Genomic DNA, 18,499 nt, shown 5'->3' on the forward strand with positions numbered 1-18,499 from the left:
CACCGGGGGAGGCGAGCGGTGCGGGTGCTGCTGGTGGAGGACGACGACCGGGTCGCGGGCGCCCTCGTGCCCGCGCTGACGCGGCGCGGCCTGGAGATGCAACGGCTGGCCTCGGGCGCCGGCGTGCTGGACCGCGTGCACGACGTGGACGTGGTGCTGCTCGACCTCGGGCTGCCCGACGTCGACGGCGTGGTGCTGTGCCGGCGCATCCGCGCGGTCAGCGACGTCGCCGTGATCGTGGTGTCGGCGCGCGGCGAGGTCGACGACCGGGTGCAGGGACTGCGCGCGGGCGCCGACGACTACCTCGTGAAGCCCTACGACGTGGAGGAGCTGCTCGCGCGCGTCGAAGCCGTGCGCCGCCGTCGTGGCGAGCGCACCGACGGGCCCGCGCCGGTGATCGAGGTCGGCGACGTGAGCATCGACCTCGCGCGCCACGAGGTGCTCGTGGCCGGGCAGTCGATCGCCTTGTCCCGCAAGGAGTTCCAGGTCCTCGCGCTCGTCGCGGGCGCGCGTGGCTCGGTGTGCTCGCGCGAGCACGTGCTCACCGAGGTGTGGGGCCATCGGGGCGCGGCGGAGAGCCGTTCGCTCGACGTCCACGTGGCCACGTTGCGCACGAAACTCGGGCGCCCGGCGCTGATCGAGACCGTCCGCGGCGTCGGGTACCGCCTCGGCGGCGGGCGGGGCTGAGCCGTGCGCGTCCGCCTCCAGGGGATCGTGGTCACGCTCGTCGCGCTGCTGGTGTTCGGGCTCGGCATCCCCCTGGCGCTGACGATGGCGGGCAGCCTGCAGCAGAACCTGTTCCTCGACCGCCTCACCGACACCGCGCGGTTCGCCTCGCTCGCGCAACGGCCGCTGATCGACAACCGGCCCGCGCTGCTGGAGCCGGAGCTGCGCCGTTACACCGAGGTCTACGGCGTGAAGGTCGTGGTGGTGAACCAGGACGGCGTCGCGGTGCTCAGCTCGCTGGGCGGCACCGACGCGGCGCGGATCGACCGCTCGGCCATCGCGGCCCCCGTGAACGAGGCCCTCGCCGGCCGGCACCCGGAGCCCGGCCCGCTGCTGATGCCCTGGACGACGGCCCCGCTGGTGCTGGCCGAGCCGATCCTCATCGACGGCGAGGTGCGCGGCGTCGTCGTCACGGAGTCCTCGACCGACCACGTGCGCACGCGGCTGCTGTGGCAGTGGCTCGTGCTCGCGGCGGGCGCGGTGGTGGCGTTCGGGCTCGCGCTGCTGGTCGCGATCCCGGTGGTGCGCTGGACGCTGCGACCCGTGCGCCGGCTCGACGAAGCGACGGGCGCGCTGGTCGCGGCCGTGGTGAGCGGGCGCGAGGCGGAACCGGTGGGGGAGAGCGGCGGGCCGCCTGAGCTGCGGAAACTCGGCCGTTCGTTCGACCGGATGGCGGCGAGCGTGTCGGAGGCGCTGGCCGCGCAACGGGCGTTCGTCGCCGATGCCTCCCACCAGCTGCGCAACCCGCTGACGGCGTTGAAGCTGCGGCTGGGCAACCTCGAAGGCCACGTGGACGACGAAACGGCGGCCGCCGACCTCGACGCCGCCCGCGTGGACGCCGGCCGGCTCAACCAGATCCTCGACGAGCTGCTGTCGATGGCCCGCGCCGAGGCGGCGGGCGGTGAGCTCGTGGCGGAGGACCTCGGTGCCGTGGTCGCCGACCGCGTCGCCGACTGGAGTGTGGTGGGTGCGGCGCGTGACGTCGCGCTGGAAACCGAGGCCGACGTCAACGGCGCCCGGGTGCTGCTGCCGCCGCGGGGGCTCGAGGTGATCCTGGACGCGCTGATCGACAACGCGCTCAAGTTCACCGGCCAGGGCACTTCGGTGCACGTTTCGGCCGTACACGGTGGGGACGGGGTGACCTTGGCGGTGCGCGACCACGGGCCGGGCCTGCGCGAGGACGAGCTGGAACGCGCCGTGGACCGCTTCTGGCGCAGCAGCGCGCACCAGAACGTGCCCGGCTCGGGATTGGGTCTCGCGATCGTGCGCGAGATCGTCCGCCACTCCGGCGGCGACATGCGCTTGTCCCTGCCGGACGGCGGCGGGCTGCGGATCGAGCTGGACCTGCGGGTCGCGCCTTAGACCTTGAGGCTTCGGTAGTAGGTGAGCGCGCCCGGGTGCAGGGGGAGCGGCTCCGTCTCGATGCCCGGGTGGACGTCGATCGACAGGGCCGCGCTGTTGGCCTGCGCGAGGGCGGGGCGGGCGTCGTAGAGGCCGCGGGTGAGGGCTTCGGCGACGTCGTCGGCCATTTTCGCGGGGACGACGAGGAAGTTGGGGACCACGAGCGTGGTCACGGGGCCGGCCTGGTTGTAGGTGCTGCCGGGGATGGTGGCGGTGCTGTAGACGGGGCTGTAGGCCTGCATGCCCTCCTGCAGGCTGGCCATGTCGAGCAGGCGCAGGCCGACCTTCTGCGTGTACTGCGTGATCAGCGGTGTCGGCAGGCCGCCCGACCAGAACAAGGCGTCGAGCTGGTGGTTTTCGAGGGCCTTGAGGGAGTCTTCGAGGCCCAGCTGCTGCACGCTCACGGAATCGGTCAGCCCGGCGACGGCCAGCACGCGGTTGGCGATGTACTCGACCCCGGACTCGGGCGAGCCGACCGCGATGTGGCGGCCCTTGAGCATCGACACCGACGTGTAAGGCGAGTCGGCGCGCACGACGATGTGCAGGTAGTCGTCGTGAATGCGCGCCAGCGCGGTCAGCTGGCCCGGGTGCTGCGTGGCGGCCTCGGCGGCGAGGTCGGCCGCGACAAAAGCCACGTCGGCGCCCCCGGCCAGCACGCGGTTGAGGTTGTCGCGCGAGCCCTGCGTCGCCAGGACCTCCGGCCGGGCGATGCCCAGGTCCTTGGCCCACGCGTCGGCGAGCGGCCGGGCGAGGTCGTTGTACACGCCGCCGACCGCGCCGGTCGCGATCCGCAGGTGCAGGCCCTCGAAGCTCGGGCCGCACGCGGCCGTGAGCCCTGCCACGAGAACCGCGACGAGCACCGCCGTGAGCCTCCGCCTCGCACGCATGGGGCGATCGTGCCAGACGAGCGCCCCGCGCGTTCGCGGCTCAGGTGCACTGCATCGTGAACCGGGCCGCGTCGAACCTCCCCGCCGCGAGGTCGTCGGACCGGATCACCCAGTAGATCGTGCCGACGTCGCCCACATCATGTCGACGTCGTCGTCGCTGTCGAACTGGGCGAGCAGCACCCAGCTCGCGCCTTCCTCGGCCAGCGCGGGGTTGCGGCGGCCGCCGCCGAGCGCCATCACGGCGACCGGGTCGCCACCCAACTGCCCCACGGCGGCCCCGTCCAGTTCCGCGATGAGGTGCACACCGGGGCGCAGCAGCCCCAGCCACGCGTCGACGGCGTCGGCGGGCAGGTGCTCACGGGCGATGGCCGTGAGGCGCTCTCTCCATGCGGTCACGGAGGGATCATGCAGCGCACACCGACAAAAACCGCGCGCGGGACGAGCGGAGCGAGATCCGGCCGGGACCGTGTTCAACCAGGTGGGCGGCGTCTTCACCGAGGTCGGCGGGGGTTACCCTGGCTACCTGATGACCGAGAATCGCAAGACCTTCCAGATCCGCACCTTCGGCTGCCAGATGAACGTGCACGACTCGGAACGGCTCGCCGGTCAGCTCGAGGAGGCCGGGTACGTCCCCGCGAGCGCGGAGGCGAAGCCGGACCTGGTCGTGTTCAACACCTGCGCGGTGCGCGAGAACGCGGACAACAAGCTGTACGGCACCCTGGGCCACCTGCGCCCGGACAAGATCGCCAACCCCGACATGCAGATCGCGGTCGGCGGGTGCCTGGCGCAGAAAGACCGCGGGGACATCGTCAAGCGCGCCCCGTGGGTCGACGTCGTGTTCGGCACGCACAACATCGGCTCGCTGCCGACGCTGCTGGAGCGCGCCCGGCACAACGCCGAGGCCGAGGTGGAGATCCTCGAGTCGCTCGAGACGTTCCCCTCCACGCTGCCCGCGCGTCGCGAGTCGTCGTACGCGAGCTGGGTGTCGGTTTCGGTGGGGTGCAACAACACCTGCACGTTCTGCATCGTGCCGTCATTGCGGGGCAAGGAACGCGACCGCCGCCCGGGCGAGATCCTCGCCGAGGTCGAGGCGCTCGTGGCCGAGGGTGTGCTGGAGGTGACGCTGCTGGGGCAGAACGTGAACTCCTACGGCGTCGAGTTCGGCGACCGGCTGGCGTTCGGCAAGCTGCTGCGCGCGACCGGCGGGATCAGCGGCCTGGAGCGCGTGCGGTTCACCTCGCCGCATCCGGCGGCGTTCACCTCCGACGTGATCGACGCGATGGCCGAGACCGCCAACGTCTGCCACCAGCTGCACATGCCGCTGCAATCGGGTTCGGACCGGGTGCTGCGCGAGATGCGGCGTTCGTACCGCTCCGGGCGCTACCTGAAAATCCTCGACGAGGTGCGCGCGGCGATGCCCGACGCGGCCATCACCACGGACATCATCGTCGGCTTCCCCGGCGAGACCGAAGAAGACTTCCAGGCGACGCTCGACGTGGTGAGCGAGGCGCGGTTCTCCAGCGCGTTCACGTTCCAGTACTCGAAGCGCCCCGGCACGCCGGCCGCGACGATGGCCGACCAGCTGCCGAAGGAGGTCGTGCAGGAGCGCTACGACCGGCTCGTGCAGCTGCAGAACGAGATCTCCTGGGCGGAGAACAAGAAGCTGGTCGGAACCAAGGTCGAGCTGCTCGTGGCCGCGGGCGAGGGCCGCAAGGACGCCGAGACGCACCGCATGAGCGGCCGCGCCCGCGACGGGCGGCTCGTGCACTTCACGCCCGCCGGGTCCGTTGTGGACCGTGCGGTGCGCCCGGGCGACGTCGTCGAGACGGTGATCACCTACGGCGCCCCGCACCACCTGGTCGCCGACGGCGATCTCCTGACGCACCGCCGCACCACGGCGGGCGACAACGCCGAAGCCGGTCTTCGGCCCAAGACGAGCGGGGTCACGCTGGGACTGCCGGGCTTCGGAGCCCCGGCCGTCGAGCCGGCCCCGGTGAGTGGGTGTGCGCTGTGAGCGAGCCAGGAACGCCGGCCGAGGTCGACGAGGAGCTGACCGACCAGATCGACCAGGCGGGAGCGCGCGCGTCCCGCACGGTCGAGCTGGGCCGCCGCGGCTTCTACATCGCCGTGTTCATCGTCGTGCTGCTCGTGGCGCAGTTCCTGCCGTGGGTCGGCGACCACGCGGGCTACCAAGTCCTCCAAGGCGCCGGCGGCGGCATCCCGCAGCTGTTCGCCGCGACGTCCACGGGCATCGGCGTCCTCGCCGGTGCGGTGGGCGTGGCCACGCGCCGCTGGTGGGTCGCCTGGTGCTGCGCGGCCGGCGGCTGGTTCGCCTCGGTGGACGGGCTGCTGTCGGTGTGGTCCCAGCAGTCGGCCCACGCGAACGGCGCCGTCGGCGGCGGGCCGGGGATCGGGATGATCGTCGCGTGGATCGCCACGATCGTCCTGGCGACGATGTGGATGAGGACGGCTTTCTCGCGGGCTTGAGGTTCACCCATCGCGACCACAACCCACCCGAACGATCGAAAAGGGCCGCCCCCGGTGGAAATCCGGGAGCGGCCCTCGTCGAAGAACCAGCGATCAGCGGTCCGCCACAGCGGCCTCCGCCGCTTCCATCCACTCGCGCCACTGGGCGGCCTGCTCGTCGGCCTTGCGGGCGCGGCGCTCGTCGCCCGCGGCGCGGGCCTTGGCGGCCTGCGACTCGAACTGTTCGACGCGCTCGCGGAACTGGGCGGCGCGGGCCTGGGCCTCCGGGTCGGTGCGGCGCCAGCGGCTGTCCTCGGCGGACTTGACGGAGTCCTGGACCGTCTTGAGCCGGCCGTCGAGCTCGCGGATGCGTTCGCGCGGGACCTTGCCGATCTCGTCCCACTGTTCCTGGATGCGGCGCAGCGCGGACTTGGCGGCGTCGAGGTTGGCGGCGACGTCGATCTTCTCCGCCTCGACCAGCAGCTCTTCCTTGCGGGCGGCGTTGCCGGCGAACTCGGTGTCGCGCTCGGTGAACACCGCCGAGCGGCGGGCGAAGAAGGCGTCCTGGGCCGCGCGGAAGCGCTGCCACAGTGCCTCGTCGCTGTCCTTGGGTGCGCGGCCGGCCGCGCGCCACTCGGCCATGAGCTCCTTGTAGCGGCCGGCGGTGGCGCCCCAGTCGTCGGACTCGGCGAGCGACTCGGCCTCGGTGATGAGCTCTTCCTTGCGGTGCTTGGCGCTCGCGCGCTGCTTGTCCAGCTCCGCGAAGTGCGAGCCGCGGCGGCGGTTGAACGCCTCGCGGGCCTTGGAGAACCGCTTCCACAGCTCGTCGTCGGTCTTGCGGTCGACGCCCTTGACGGTCTTCCACTCGTCCAGGATCGTGCGCAGCCGGTCGCCCGCGACCTTCCACTGGGTCGAGTCGGCGGCGATCTTCTCCGCCTCCTCGGCCAGCTCCTGCTTGCGCGAAACGGCGGCCGCGCGGGCCTCCTCGCGCTCCTGCTTGACCTTGCCCAGCGCCTTCTCGGCGGCGGCTATCACGTACTCGACGCGCGCGGCCAGCGCGGCGAGGTCACCGACCACCGCCGACTCGGCCAGCCCGTCGCGGATCTGCGTGGCGTTCGACAGCGCGTGCTTCGGGTCGCCGACGCCCGAACTCAGCCGCGTTTCCAGCAGCTCGACCTCGGTGCGCACGTCATCGAAGCGGCGGGCGTAGTGCAGCAGCCCCTCGTCGGGCGTGCCCGCCTGCCAGACCCCGACCGCGCGCTCGCCGTCGGCGGTGAAAACGAAGACGGTGCCCTCGGCGTCGACCCGGCCCCAGGTGGACGGGCTGGGCTCGGCGGCCGGCACCGGAGGTGCGGTCTGGGCGCTGCCGGGCGCGTGGGGCACCGGGTGCGGTGCCGGGGTGCCGCTGGACGTGTTCTCCTGGGCCATCGCAGGCTCCTTATCGCCTGTACGCCCGCTGGTGCGGGCGCCCCGCGTGCTGCGGGGCCGGGTTACGCGGTGGTGCTTCCGGGGGCATGGGGCCCCAGCGGCATTCAAGCAGCTCAGCGCCTGCTGTGGTACTGGATGAGCCACCTGAAGCCAGTGATCCTACTTCTCCTTGACGCTCCGTGTCGGCGGTCCACCCCGTCCAGGTACCCTCGGCCAGCGTGATCAGCCCTGCTCAGCCGCCTCGTCCGGTGGCCGTCGTCGGTCCCACGGCCACCGGGAAGACGGCGCTGGCCGTGGAGCTCGCCCTCGCCCTCGGCGGTGAGGTCGTGAACGCCGACGCGCTCCAGCTCTACCGCGGCATGGACCTCGGCACGGCCAAGGCCACCGAAGCCGAGCGGCGCGGCGTGCCCCACCACCTGCTCGACGTCCTCGACGTCACCGAGACCGCGTCCGTCGCCGCCTACCAGCGCGACGCCCGCCGCGTAATCGAAGATCTCCTCGCCGTCGGCCGCGTGCCCGTCCTGACCGGCGGCTCGGGCCTCTACGTGCAGGCCGTGCTCGACGACCTGAAGTTCCCCGGCACCGACCCCGCCATCCGGGCCCGGCTCGAAGCCGAGGCCACCGAACGCGGCACGGCGACCCTCTACGCGCGGCTGGCCGAAAAAGACCCCGTGGCGGCCGCCGCCATCCTGCCCACGAACACCCGCCGGATCGTGCGCGCGCTGGAGGTCATGGAGCTCACCGGAGAGCCCTTCTCCGCGAACCTGCCCAAGCCCGGCCCCGCCCGCTACGGCACGGTGCTGATCGGCATCGACCGCGAAGCCGCGGAGCTCGACGAGCGCGTCGACCTGCGCGTGGCGCGCATGTTCGAGGCCGGGCTCGTCGACGAGGTGCGCGAGCTCGAAGCCCGCGGCCTGCGCGACGGCAAGACGGCGTCCCGGGCGCTGGGCTACCAGCAGGTGCTCGCCGAGTTCGACGGCGAAGGCGACTTCGCGGCGGCCGCCGCGGCGACCGCACAGGCCACCCGCCGCTTCGTCCGGCGGCAACGCTCCTGGTTCCGCCGCGACAAGCGCATCCAGTGGTTCGACGGCGCTTCCCCCGACCTGGCCGCGCGCGTGCACGACGCCCTGGCCCAGTAATCTTGTCCCCATGGGCGGCATCGAGTTTCTCAAGGGCCACGGCACGCAGAACGACTTCGTGCTGCTGCCCGACGCGTCCGGCCGCCTCGACCTCACGGCGGAGCGCGTGGCGGCGCTGTGCGACCGCCGGCGCGGCCTGGGCGCCGACGGTGTGCTGCGCGTGGTGCGTGCCAACGCGCTGGGCGAGGCGTCCGAGGGCGAGTGGTTCATGGACTACCGCAACGCCGACGGCTCGATCGCCGAGATGTGCGGCAACGGCGTGCGCGTGTTCGCCCGCTACCTCGTCGACGCCGGCCTGGCGGGCGACGGCCGCTTCACCATCGGCACCCGCGCGGGCGACCGGCCGGTGGTGGTCCACCCCGACCGCTCCGTGACGGTGGGCATGGGCCCGGCGACGATCACCGGCACCTCCGTCACGGTGGTGGCAGGGAGCCCGTTCTCCGGCGTGGCCGTGGACGTCGGCAACCCGCACCTGGTTTCCGTGCTCGACGACGACGTCGCCGACCTCGACCTGCGCGACCAGCCCGACTTCGACCACGACGTGTTCCCGACCGGCGTGAACCTCGAGTTCGTGAACCTGCTCGGCGAGGGCGCGCTGCGCATGCGCGTCCACGAGCGCGGCGTGGGGGAGACGCGCTCGTGCGGCACCGGCACGGTGGCCGCCGTCGCCGCCGCGCTGCACCTCGCCGGCACCGACACGGGGGAGTCCACTGTGGACATCCTCGGCGGCCGCGTGGTCGTGACCGTCGAACGTGGCGCCGCCACGCTCACCGGTCCGGCGGAGATCGTCGCGCGCGGCGAGCTCGACGAAGCCTGGTGGGCCGCCGCCGGGGCGTGAGCCACGCCCCGGCAGCAACGCGTCAGACCACCGTCACCTCGACAGCCAGCTCGCCGTCACCCGGACGAGTGGTCACGGCGGAGATCACCCCGGCCGCGCGCACATCGTCCGACACCGCGGCGAACTCGCTGAGCAGTTCGTCGGACGCGCTCACCGTCAGGGTTTCGACGGCCGAGCGCATCGACACCTTCGCGTCCGTCTTGGCCCGCCGCACGGCCGCGATCACCGAGCCGGCCAGCGGCAGCAGGGCGACGTCACCGTCGACCCCCGGCGCCTCCGGCCACGGCGCGCGGTGCACCGAACCCGCCTGCCACCACGACCAGACCTCCTCGGCCGTGTAAGGCAGCACCGGCGCGAACAGTCGCACCAGCACCGAAAGCGCGGTCGTCAGCGCCGCGCGGGCCGAGTCCGCGGCCGCCTCGCCGCGATCGCCGTACGCGCGGGCCTTGACCAGCTCGACGTAGTCGTCGCAGAAGGTCCAGAAGAACGTCTCCGTGATCTGCAGCGCCCGCGCCTGGTCCAGGCCTTCGAACGCCGCCGTCGCCTCGGTGACCACGCGCGCGAGCGCGGCGAGCACCGACCGGTCCAGCGGTTCCGTCACGGAAGCGCCCGGCGTGGGCAGGCCGAGCCCGAGCACGAACCGGCTCACGTTGAGCAGCTTCGTCGCCAGGCGCCGCCCGACCTTCATCTGGCCCTGGTCCTCGGCCGTGTCGACGCCGGGGCGTGCGCTCGCCGCCCAGTAGCGCACGGCGTCGGGCCCGAACTGGTCCAGCAGCGCCGCGGGCGTGACGACGTTGCCCGCGGACTTCGACATCTTCTTGCGGTCCGGGTCGAGCACCCAGCCGGAGATCACGGCGTCGCGCCACGGCAGCACGTGCTCTTCCAGCTCGGCCCGCACCGTCGTGGAGAACAACCAGGTGCGGATGATCTCGTGCGCCTGCGGCCGCAGCGAGTACGGGAACACGCGGCGGAACAGGTCGTCGTCGAGGCTCCAGCGCCCGGCGATCTGCGGCGTGAGCGACGACGTGGCCCACGTGTCCATCACGTCCACCTCGCCCGCGAACCCGCCCGGCTTCCCGCGCTGGTCCTCGGTGTAGCCCGGCGGCACGTCGGTGCTCGGGTCCACGGGCAGGGCCGAGTCCGAAGCCACCAGCACGGCTTCGTGGTCGGGCTCGCCGTGCTCGTCGAGCGGGTACCAGACCGGAATCGGCACGCCGAAGAACCGCTGACGGCTCACGAGCCAGTCGGACGTGAGGCCCTCGGTCCAGGCGCGGAAGCGGACCTCCATGTGCGGCGGCACCCAGTTGAGCTCGCCGCCGCGTTCGAGCAGCTTCGCGCGCAGCTCTTCGTCGCGCCCGCCGTTGGTGAGGTACCACTGGCGGCTCGTGACGATCTCGAGCGGCCGGTCGCCCTTCTCGTAGAACTTCACCGCGTGCGTGATCGCCCGCGGCTCACCGCGCAGCGACCCGTCGGCCCGCAGCGCCTCGACGAGGAGCTGGCGTCCCGTGTGGACGGTCTTGCCGGCCAGCGGGGCGTACGCCTCGGCGGGCACCCCGCGCGGCGGCTCGGGCAGGAACCGCCCGTCGCGGCCGAGCACGGGTCGGGTTTCCAGCCGCAGCGCGCGCCACCACGTGACGTCGGTGGTGTCGCCGAAGGTGCAGACCATCGCGATGCCGGTGCCCTTCTCGGGATCGGCGAGGTGGTGCGCGTGCACCGGCACCTCGACGCCGAACACGGGCGTGCGCACCGTTTTCCCGACGAGGTCGCGGTACCGCTCGTCGTCCGGGTGGGCCACGAGCGCGACGCACGCGGGCAGCAGCTCCGGCCGCGTGGTGGAGATCAGCACCTCGGCGTCTTCGCCCGTGCGGAACACGAGGTCGTGGTACGCGCCGGGCCGCTCGCGGTCCTCCAGCTCGGCCTGCGCGACGGCGGTGCGGAACGTGGTGTCCCACAACGTCGGCGCCTCGGCCTGGTAGGCCTCGCCGCGCGCGAGGTTGCGCAGGAAGGCGCGCTGGGAGATCTCCGTGGTGGCCGGGTCGATGGTCTGGTACGCCAGCGTCCAGTCCACCGACAGCCCGACGCGGCGCCAGACGTCCTCGAAGACCTTCTCGTCCTGTTCGGACAGCGTGCGGCACAGCTCGACGAAGTTGCGGCGCGACACCGGGATCACGTCCTTGCCGGGCTTGGCCGGCGGCGTGAACGACGGGTCGTAGGGCAGGGCCGGCTCGCAGCGCACGCCGTAGTGGTTCTGCACGCGGCGCTCGGTGGGCAGGCCGTTGTCGTCCCAGCCGACGGGGTAGAACACCTCACGCCCGCGCATGCGCTGGTAGCGCGCGAGGACGTCGGTGTGCGTGTAGGAGAACACGTGCCCGATGTGCAGCGAACCGCTCGCCGTGAGTGGCGGCGTGTCGATCGAGTAGATCTCTTCGCGCGGCTTCGTGCGGTCGAAGGTGTGGACGCCGTCCCGCTCCCATACCGCTACCCACTTGTCCTCCAGGCCGTCGACACCGACCTTGTCCGGGACACGAGGGCTGGGCTCCGGGGTAACGTTCATGAACCAGACTCTAGGCGGGCGCCGCCACCGCTTTCTCGCCCACCGGCAGGTCACGCATGTGCCGCAGCGGCGAGCAGACCACCCACAGCGCCGCGGCGAGCTGGCCGATCACGGCGGTCCACAGCGCGCCGGTGAGCCCGAGCCCCTCGCCGAGCGCGCCGCCCAGCAGCCCGCCGAGCGGCATCGTGCCCCACACGACGAACCGCACGCTCGCGTTCATCCGGCCCAGCAGCCGGTCGGGGGTGATCGCCTGGCGGTAGGAGACCTGCGCGACGTTGTAGAGGATCACGCCGAACCCGGCCAGCGCCAGGCCGAAACCGGCGAGCGGCACGCGCCAGCCGGGCCCCGCGAGCGGCACGAGGAGGTTGCCCGGCCACACGAGCATCGGCAGGAGCCAGATCGAGCGCGCCTGCCCGACGCGCCGGATGATCGCGCCGGCGAACAGCGCGCCGAGGATCCCGCCGATGCCGCCGACGGCCAGCAGCCCGCCGACCGCCGCGGGCGGGAGCCCGGCCGTGCGCGTCAGGAACAGCACCTGCACGGCCTGCGCGGCGGCGCCGAACAGGTTCGCGGTGGCGGTGCAGGCGACGATGGCGCGCAGCGGCTTGTCGGTGAACACGAACTTCAGGCCTTCGAGCATTTGCGGCACCAGGCGTTCGTGCCCGGTCTTCTCGGGCAACTGCTCGACCGTGCGGATCCGCCAGAGGCACAACGCGGAGGCGAGGTAGCCGAGACCGGTGACCAGCACCGTGCTCGCCGCGCCGACGAACTGCACCAGCACACCCGCGGCGCTCGGCCCCGCGATCTGGGCCGAGGACTGCACACCCTGCAGCTTCGCGTTGCCCTCCAGCAACCGGTCGCGGCCCACGAGCGCGGGCAGGTAGGCCTGGTAGGAGACGTCGAAGAACACCGTGCCGATGCCCACGAACAGCACGACCACGATCAGCTGGACCATCGTCAGCCCGCCCGCCCACCACGTCAGCGGGATGCTCAGGATCAGCGCCGCGCGGGCCAGGTCGGCCGCGAGCATCACCGGCCGCTTGCGCAACCGGTCCACCCACACACCCGCCGGCAGGCCGATCAGCAGGAAGCCCAGCGTCTCGGCCGTGGTCAGCAGACCCATCTCGAACGGGGTCGCCGCGAGCGTCACCGCCGCCAGCAGCGGGATCGCCGTGACGCCGACAAAAGTGCCGAGCTGGCTCGCCGTGTCGCCGGCGAACAGCCGGCGGAAGTCGGCGTGGAAGAGGAGGGAGTCCCGATTCACCCGATAGAGTGTTGGCGAGTGATTGGAAAGTGTCAATCACTTTGTCGTGCCTAGGCTGTTCGGGTGCCGACCCCACGACGCCCTTCGACGGAGGCCGAGGCCGCCGCGCTCGCGTCCGGAATACGCCTGCGCATCATCCGGTTGACCTCCTTCGAGGCGATGACCAACAAAGAGCTGGCCGAGCGGCTCGGCCGCGACCCGGCCACCACGCTGCACCACGTGCGGCGCCTGGTCGAGACGGGTTTTCTCACGCCGCTGGAAGAGCGCCGCGGCGCTCGCGGCGCCAAGGAGATCCCGTACCGCTCCACCGGCCTGTCCTGGCAGCTCGACAACGGCACGGCGGTCGCGTCCGTCGGCCAGGCCATGCTCGAGGCCTACCTCGCCGAGATGGGGGAGGCCGACGCCGCCGAGGTCGACTCCAGCCGGCTCGTCTTCCAGGTCGCGCCGGCCGAGGTCGCCGAGTTCAAGGATCGGCTCACGCAGCTGCTCGAGGAGTTCCGCGAACGGCCCGCCCAGGCCGGCGCCGAACGCACCGCCATCTACGTATCGATCTATCCCAGCAGGTAATCACTCGGCTCCCGCGCCGAATCGTGGGAGCATGGAGGCACGATGACAGAACTGACACACGAAGACCTGTACGACGACGACCCGTCGACCGGTGAGATGGAGCTCGAGGACCGCGCCTCGCTCCGCCGCGTCGCAGGCCTGTCGACCGAACTCACAGACGTCACCGAGGTCGAATACCGCCAGCTGCGGCTGGAGCGCGTCGTGCTGGTCGGCGTGTGGACCGAAGGCACCGCCGAGCAGTCGGAAGCCTCCCTCGCCGAGCTGGCGAGGCTGGCCGAGACCGCCGGTTCCGAGGTGCTCGAGGGCCTCGTCCAGCGGCGCGCCAAGCCCGACCCGGCGACCTACGTCGGCTCCGGCAAGGTGCGGGAGCTGCGCGACGTGGTCGTGGCGACCGGCGCCGACACGGTGATCTGCGACGGCGAGCTCTCGCCCGGCCAGCTGCGTCAGCTCGAGGAGAAGGTCAAGGTCAAGGTGATCGACCGGACCGCCCTGATCCTCGACATCTTCGCGCAGCACGCCCGATCCAAGGAGGGCAAGGCCCAGGTCGAGCTGGCCCAGCTGCAGTACCTCATCCCGCGGCTTCGCGGTTGGGGTGCGTCGCTGTCCAGGCAGGCCGGTGGTCGCGCCGGTGGCGCCAACGGCGGTGTGGGCCTACGCGGTCCCGGTGAGACGAAGCTCGAGACCGACCGCCGGCGGATCAACAAGCGCGTCGCGAAGCTGCGCCGCGAGATCGCGGCGATGGACACGATCCGCGAGACCAAGCGCGGCCGGCGCGTGGCCAACGAGGTGCCCAGCGTGGCCATCGTCGGCTACACCAACGCCGGCAAGTCGAGCCTGCTCAACGCGCTGACCGGCGCGGGCGTGCTGGTGGAGGACGCACTGTTCGCCACCCTGGACCCGACCACGCGCCGGGCCCAGACGGCCGACGGGCGCACGTTCACCCTCACCGACACCGTCGGGTTCGTGCGGCACCTGCCGCACCAGCTGGTGGACGCGTTCCGCTCGACGCTGGAGGAGGCGGCCGACGCCGACCTGCTGCTGCACGTCGTCGACGGGGCCGACCCGGCGCCCGAGGAGCAGGTGAACGCCGTGCGCGAGGTGCTCGGCGAGATCACCCGCACCCGCAAGGAGCCGCTGCCGCCCGAGCTGCTCGTGATCAACAAGGCCGACGCGGCCGACCAGGTCACGCTGGCGCGACTGCGCCACCAGCTGGCGGGTTCCGTGCTGGTGTCCGCCCGGACCGGCGCCGGTATTCCGGAGCTGGCCGAGGTGCTCGCCGACCGGCTGCCGCGGCCGCAGGTCGTGGTCGAGGCGCTGGTCCCGTACTCGCGGGGCGAGCTCGTGGCCCGCGCCCACTCGGACGGCGAGGTGCTCGAGGAGGAGCACGTCGCCGACGGTACGAGGCTCCTCGTGCGGGTCCACCCGGACCTCGCGGCGGCTTTGCGCCGGTACGAAACCAACTCCTCGGCGCTCTGAACGTCTTCCGTAGTGTGCGGCCGGACCCGGCCGCACACTACGGAGGTGAGCTGGTGCGGGTCGTCCTCGCGGTGACGGCGGTTTTGCTGGTGCTGGGCGCTGTGCCCGCTGCTGCCGCGGCGCCGCCACCGGCGCCCGAATCGCTGTGCAAGGTCACCGACTCGCGGCTGGGGGAGCTCTCCGGCCTCGTCTCCGACGGCGAGCACTGGTACGCGATCAACGACGGCGGCACGAAAGTGCAGGTCTTCGTCCTCGACCACTCGTGCAAGGTGCAGAAGGTGCTCTCCGCGAGCACCGACCCGTACGACGTCGAGGACCTCGCGCGCTCGGCCGACGGCACCCTGTGGCTCTCGGACACCGGCGACAACAGCCACAAGCGCACGACCGTGGCGCTCATGGAGATGAAACCTTCGGGCGGCAGCGTGACGCTGCACCGCCTGACCTATCCCGACGGGCCGCACGACACCGAGGCCCTGCTGCTCGACCGGTCGGGCACGCCGTACCTGATCACCAAGGAAGTGCTTGGTGACGCGGCTGTCTACCGGCCGACCGGTCCTTTGGCCACGCCGGGGCCGACGAAGCTGGAGAAGGTCGGTTCGCTGACCATCCACGACACCGACACGGTGGGCGGGCCGGTGGGCGCGTTCGGATCCGTGCTGGTCACGGGTGGTGCCACCAGTGCCGACGGCAGCGTCGTGGCCCTGCGCACCTACACCGACGCGTACCTGTACCCGGCCCCGGACGGCGACGTGCTCGAGGCGCTCAAACGCAACCCCGTGCGGATCCCGCTGCCGAACGAGAAGCAGGGCGAAGCGCTCGCCTTCGAACCCGACGGCACGCTGCTGTCGGGCGGTGAGGGTGTCGGCCAGCCCATCCGAGCGGTGAAAAACGCGACGGCTCTGGTGGCGGGTGCCGCCGCGCCGCAGCGTGAAGCGGCCAAGCCCGCCGCTTCCGGCGCGACCGGCGGCTCGGACGACTCGTCCGGCTTGCCGCTGCTGCCGGTGGTCGGCATCGCGGTGGTCGTGGTGCTGATCGGCTGGTTCCTGCTCAGCCGGCTGCGTCGCCGCCCGCGCCGCTGAGTTCTGACCGCCGATTTCTGACCGCCGATTTTCTGACAGCCGAGTCCTGATCGCTGAGTTCTGACCGTTGAGGTCCGCTCCGGGGAGGCAACCGGGGCGCGGCGCGCACAGCGGGAAGACCACAACGCAAGACCACTCAGCACACGGACCACTCAGCACACGGACCACGCAGCGGACCGCACGGCACCGTCCACACCGGACACCGGGAAGCTCCCGCCCGCGGCGCGGGGACGATCGAGGCCGGGCATCCTCGTCGCCGGCCCGCGGCCGCGTGGGTGGGCTCCCGGGTCTAGAGGCGCCGCAGGACTGCGACGACCTTGCCGAGGATGGTGGCGTCGTCGCCGGGGATCGGCTCGTACGCCTCGTTGTGCGGCATCAGCCAGACGTGGCCGTCCTTGCGCTTGAACGTCTTCACCGTGGCTTCGCCGTCGATCATGGCGGCCACGATGTCGCCGTTCTCCGCGGCGGGCTGCTGGCGGACCACGACCCAGTCGCCGTCGGTGATCGCGGCGTCGATCATCGAGTCGCCGGTGACGCTGAGCAGGAAGAGCTCACCCTCGCCGACGATCTCGCGCGGCAGCGGGAAGACGTCCTCGATCGCCTGCTCGGCCAGCACCGGGCCTCCGGCCGCGATCCGGCCGACCAGCGGCACGTACGCCGCCTTCGGCATGGACGGCTGCTGGTCGATGTCGATGCCCATCGGGTTGTCGTCCGTCGTCGAGAGGACGCCCACGGCCCGCGGCCGGTTCGCGTCGCGGCGCAGGTAACCCTTGCGCTGCAACGCCTTCAGCTGGTGGGACACCGACGAGGTCGACGTGAGCCCCACGGCCTCGCCGATCTCGCGGACGCTCGGCGGGTAGCCGAACCGGGCCACCCAGGTGCGAATCACGTCCAGCACCTGCTGTTGCCGCACGGTCAGCGTCTCGTCCACGTCGTAGACCTCGGGCAGGGCCGTCACCTTCCCCGAGCCACCGGGCGTGGTGCCCGCCTTGCTCTCCTTCGCCACTGTGTGTCGCCTCCCAGCCGTTCGCGGTCGCCTCGCCGGCATCCCGCGCGTTCCCGCGTGCGCCGGCCGGCTCCCGCGGACGCGGGTGCCCTCGCCGGCGACATCTGCCCGGCAGATGTCCTGGTCACCGACGTTAGCCCACCGAGCGTGACGATTTCAAACATCTGTTCGATCGACACGCCGTGTCCTCTCGATTTTGTCGGTGCGGGGTGGTAGACCTTCGCACGGACGTTCGATAGAACGCCTGTTCGACCTGAACCGCATTGTCGCCGGTGAGAGCACCGGACCGGGCTCGGATCGAACCGATCAGCAGGTCAGAAGGAGGTTCGCCATGTCGATTCTGGCAGACCGCGGGATCGTCCGCCCGCTCCGGCCCGCCCGGCAGGCCGCCGCCCCGGCTCGGGTTCCCTCGGGTCCCGCCGCACCCGTTCGCGGCACGCGCGAGCGCCGTGGCGAGCCGCTGCGGCCGCCGACGCGCGCCCGGGTGGTCGTTGGGCCTCGCATAGCGCCGGCCACGTGCGCCCAGGCGCGTCGGCCCGCCGTCCGGTGGCCGTGGCTCGCCGCGATCGCCGTCGCCGCCTGTCTGGTGGTCACCGTTCTGGGTGTTTTCGGGTCCGGCACGCCGGGTGGCGCGGTGCCCGAGCGCACGGCGTCGGTGTCCGTGCAGCAGGGCGACACGCTCACCGCGATCGCCGCCCGGTTCGCACCCGACTCGGACCAGGGCGCTGTGGTCGAGCGCATCAAACAGCTCAACCACCTCGACGACGCCGTCCTCGTGCCGGGATTGCCGCTCACCGTGCCGGTCGCGTCGGAGGTGGCCGGGTTCGGTTCGTGACCGTCGGGATGCGCTCGATCGCGCCACGGATCGGTGCCTTGTTCACCCGCTTGTGTCGCTTGCGTGGGCCGTCCGGGCAATCTATGGTCAACCCCTACATCTGGTAGTTACACCGCTGTAGTTGGTCCACAGGTAGGGGTAGACTGGAGACCAGTTGTCCACAGCTGGGCGGTGTTCACCCACCGGTTGTCCACAAGTCGATCACCAGGCGCGGGTCCGTGCGGGGTGATCGTGGTCCAGGCCGTAGCGTGGCGGCAGGGGCCGGCGTGGATGGACTCGGCCGGCGCGGAGGGGAAGGTGATCGGCGGATGAGGTGCCCGTTCTGCCGGCATGCGGACTCTCGGGTCGTCGACTCCCGAGAGGTGGATGAAGGACAGGCGATCCGGCGGCGGCGCTCGTGCGCGCAGTGCGGCCGGCGCTTCACCACGTCGGAGACGATGGTGCTCGCCGTCGTCAAGCGGTCCGGCGTCACCGAGCAGTTCAGCCGGGACAAGGTCGTCAACGGCGTGCGGCGGGCCTGTCAGGGCCGGCCGGTCGACGACGACGCGCTGCAGAAGCTCGCGCAGCGCGTGGAGGAGTCGATCCGCTCCGCCGGTCTGGCGGAGATCCCGAGCCACGAGGTCGGTCTGGCCATCCTCGGTCCCTTGCGGGAGCTCGACGGGGTCGCCTACCTCCGGTTCGCCAGCGTCTACCGCTCGTTCTCCTCGGTCGAGGACTTCGAGAAGGAGATCGCTGACCTGCGGGAAGCCATGGCGGGTACTGCCGCGGAAGAAGGAAGCGAGCGCGCCGGAGACGACTGAGTGTCGCCTGCGCCGCGCGGGAGCGAGGGACGA

At 72.0% G+C, this 18,499-nt stretch carries 18 protein-coding genes; 11 read left to right on the plus strand and 7 right to left on the minus strand.

The genetic code is table 11. The annotated features are described in order from the left end of the window. Positions 1-18: 18 nt before the first annotated feature. Both K1T34_RS29890 and K1T34_RS29895 read left to right on the plus strand, forming a co-directional pair. Positions 19-687, plus strand: coding sequence for a response regulator transcription factor (locus K1T34_RS29890; RefSeq protein WP_220238098.1), 669 nt, complete (start codon positions 19-21; stop codon positions 685-687). 3 nt (positions 688-690) lie between these two features. Then, a complete protein-coding gene (locus tag K1T34_RS29895; protein ID WP_220238099.1) occupies positions 691-2,088 on the plus strand; it encodes a HAMP domain-containing sensor histidine kinase in 1,398 nt (465 codons plus the stop codon). On the opposite strand, the gene K1T34_RS29900 is transcribed toward K1T34_RS29895, so the two are convergent. The 3 genes from K1T34_RS29900 to K1T34_RS53580 are packed head-to-tail and all read right to left on the minus strand — an operon-like array spanning position 2,085 to position 3,410. Continuing rightward, positions 2,085-3,014, minus strand: a complete 930-nt coding sequence (locus tag K1T34_RS29900; RefSeq protein WP_220238100.1) for a TAXI family TRAP transporter solute-binding subunit — start codon at positions 3,012-3,014, stop codon at positions 2,085-2,087. The genes K1T34_RS29895 and K1T34_RS29900 overlap by 4 nt on opposite strands. A 40-nt stretch (positions 3,015-3,054) precedes the next feature. Further along, positions 3,055-3,150 (minus strand): DUF1963 domain-containing protein, encoded by a 96-nt coding sequence (locus K1T34_RS53575; RefSeq protein ID WP_370643399.1) that lies wholly within the window; start codon positions 3,148-3,150, stop codon positions 3,055-3,057. Continuing rightward, positions 3,120-3,410, minus strand: a complete 291-nt coding sequence (locus K1T34_RS53580; RefSeq protein WP_255637675.1) for a YwqG family protein — start codon at positions 3,408-3,410, stop codon at positions 3,120-3,122. The genes K1T34_RS53575 and K1T34_RS53580 overlap by 31 nt, the downstream gene beginning before the upstream one ends. A gap of 130 nt (positions 3,411-3,540) precedes the next feature. Between K1T34_RS53580 and miaB the strand changes: the two genes are divergently transcribed. Together miaB and K1T34_RS29915 are read left to right on the plus strand one after the other, a co-directional pair. Next, entirely contained in the window at positions 3,541-5,028 is a 1,488-nt protein-coding gene (gene miaB, locus K1T34_RS29910; RefSeq protein WP_220238101.1) for a tRNA (N6-isopentenyl adenosine(37)-C2)-methylthiotransferase MiaB, read from the plus strand. Then, a complete protein-coding gene (locus tag K1T34_RS29915) occupies positions 5,025-5,501 on the plus strand; it encodes a hypothetical protein (RefSeq protein WP_220238102.1) in 477 nt (158 codons plus the stop codon). The genes miaB and K1T34_RS29915 overlap by 4 nt, the downstream gene beginning before the upstream one ends. Positions 5,502-5,594: 93 nt before the next feature. Here K1T34_RS29915 and K1T34_RS29920 read toward each other — a convergent pair whose 3' ends face one another. Beyond that, a complete protein-coding gene (locus K1T34_RS29920; RefSeq protein ID WP_220238103.1) occupies positions 5,595-6,908 on the minus strand; it encodes a DUF349 domain-containing protein in 1,314 nt (437 codons plus the stop codon). A 218-nt stretch (positions 6,909-7,126) separates the two neighbouring features. Between K1T34_RS29920 and miaA the strand changes: the two genes are divergently transcribed. Both miaA and dapF read left to right on the plus strand, forming a co-directional pair. After that, entirely contained in the window at positions 7,127-8,047 is a 921-nt protein-coding gene (miaA, locus tag K1T34_RS29925; protein ID WP_255637676.1) for a tRNA (adenosine(37)-N6)-dimethylallyltransferase MiaA, read from the plus strand. A gap of 10 nt (positions 8,048-8,057) precedes the next feature. Next, complete coding sequence (gene dapF / locus K1T34_RS29930; protein WP_220238104.1) at positions 8,058-8,885, plus strand: diaminopimelate epimerase; 828 nt, start codon at positions 8,058-8,060, stop codon at positions 8,883-8,885. A gap of 22 nt (positions 8,886-8,907) precedes the next feature. Here the strand turns inward: dapF and valS are convergent, their stop codons facing one another. Together valS and K1T34_RS29940 are read right to left on the minus strand one after the other, a co-directional pair. Further along, positions 8,908-11,439, minus strand: coding sequence for a valine--tRNA ligase (gene valS, locus K1T34_RS29935; RefSeq protein ID WP_220238105.1), 2,532 nt, complete (start codon positions 11,437-11,439; stop codon positions 8,908-8,910). 10 nt (positions 11,440-11,449) lie between these two features. Next, the gene (locus K1T34_RS29940) at positions 11,450-12,703 is read right to left on the minus strand and encodes an MFS transporter (protein WP_220238106.1); all 1,254 of its coding nucleotides are present in this window, start codon (positions 12,701-12,703) and stop codon (positions 11,450-11,452) included. Positions 12,704-12,766: 63 nt separating this feature from the next. Here K1T34_RS29940 and K1T34_RS29945 point away from each other — a divergent pair, with 63 nt between their 5' ends. From K1T34_RS29945 to K1T34_RS29955, 3 genes are read left to right on the plus strand one after another with little or no spacing between them, the layout of a single operon-like run. Beyond that, positions 12,767-13,270, plus strand: a complete 504-nt coding sequence (locus K1T34_RS29945) for a transcriptional regulator (RefSeq protein ID WP_220238107.1) — start codon at positions 12,767-12,769, stop codon at positions 13,268-13,270. A 42-nt stretch (positions 13,271-13,312) separates the two neighbouring features. Then, the gene (gene hflX / locus K1T34_RS29950; protein WP_220238108.1) at positions 13,313-14,746 is read left to right on the plus strand and encodes a GTPase HflX; all 1,434 of its coding nucleotides are present in this window, start codon (positions 13,313-13,315) and stop codon (positions 14,744-14,746) included. Between the two features lie 53 nt (positions 14,747-14,799). Continuing rightward, positions 14,800-15,825: an esterase-like activity of phytase family protein gene (locus K1T34_RS29955; RefSeq protein WP_220238109.1), complete on the plus strand. Its 1,026-nt coding sequence runs from the start codon at positions 14,800-14,802 to the stop codon at positions 15,823-15,825. Between the two features lie 289 nt (positions 15,826-16,114). Here the strand turns inward: K1T34_RS29955 and lexA are convergent, their stop codons facing one another. Beyond that, a complete protein-coding gene (lexA, locus tag K1T34_RS29960) occupies positions 16,115-16,831 on the minus strand; it encodes a transcriptional repressor LexA (protein ID WP_220238110.1) in 717 nt (238 codons plus the stop codon). Positions 16,832-17,162: 331 nt separating this feature from the next. Here lexA and K1T34_RS29965 point away from each other — a divergent pair, with 331 nt between their 5' ends. Together K1T34_RS29965 and nrdR are read left to right on the plus strand one after the other, a co-directional pair. After that, positions 17,163-17,666 (plus strand): LysM peptidoglycan-binding domain-containing protein, encoded by a 504-nt coding sequence (locus K1T34_RS29965; RefSeq protein ID WP_220238111.1) that lies wholly within the window; start codon positions 17,163-17,165, stop codon positions 17,664-17,666. Between the two features lie 308 nt (positions 17,667-17,974). Continuing rightward, on the plus strand, positions 17,975-18,466 hold the full coding sequence (nrdR, locus tag K1T34_RS29970; RefSeq protein WP_220238112.1) for a transcriptional regulator NrdR: 492 nt from the start codon (positions 17,975-17,977) through the stop codon (positions 18,464-18,466). Positions 18,467-18,499: the final 33 nt, after the last annotated feature.

It is taken from the genome of Amycolatopsis sp. DSM 110486 (assembly GCF_019468465.1).
Taxonomy (GTDB): Bacteria; Actinomycetota; Actinomycetes; order Mycobacteriales; family Pseudonocardiaceae; genus Amycolatopsis.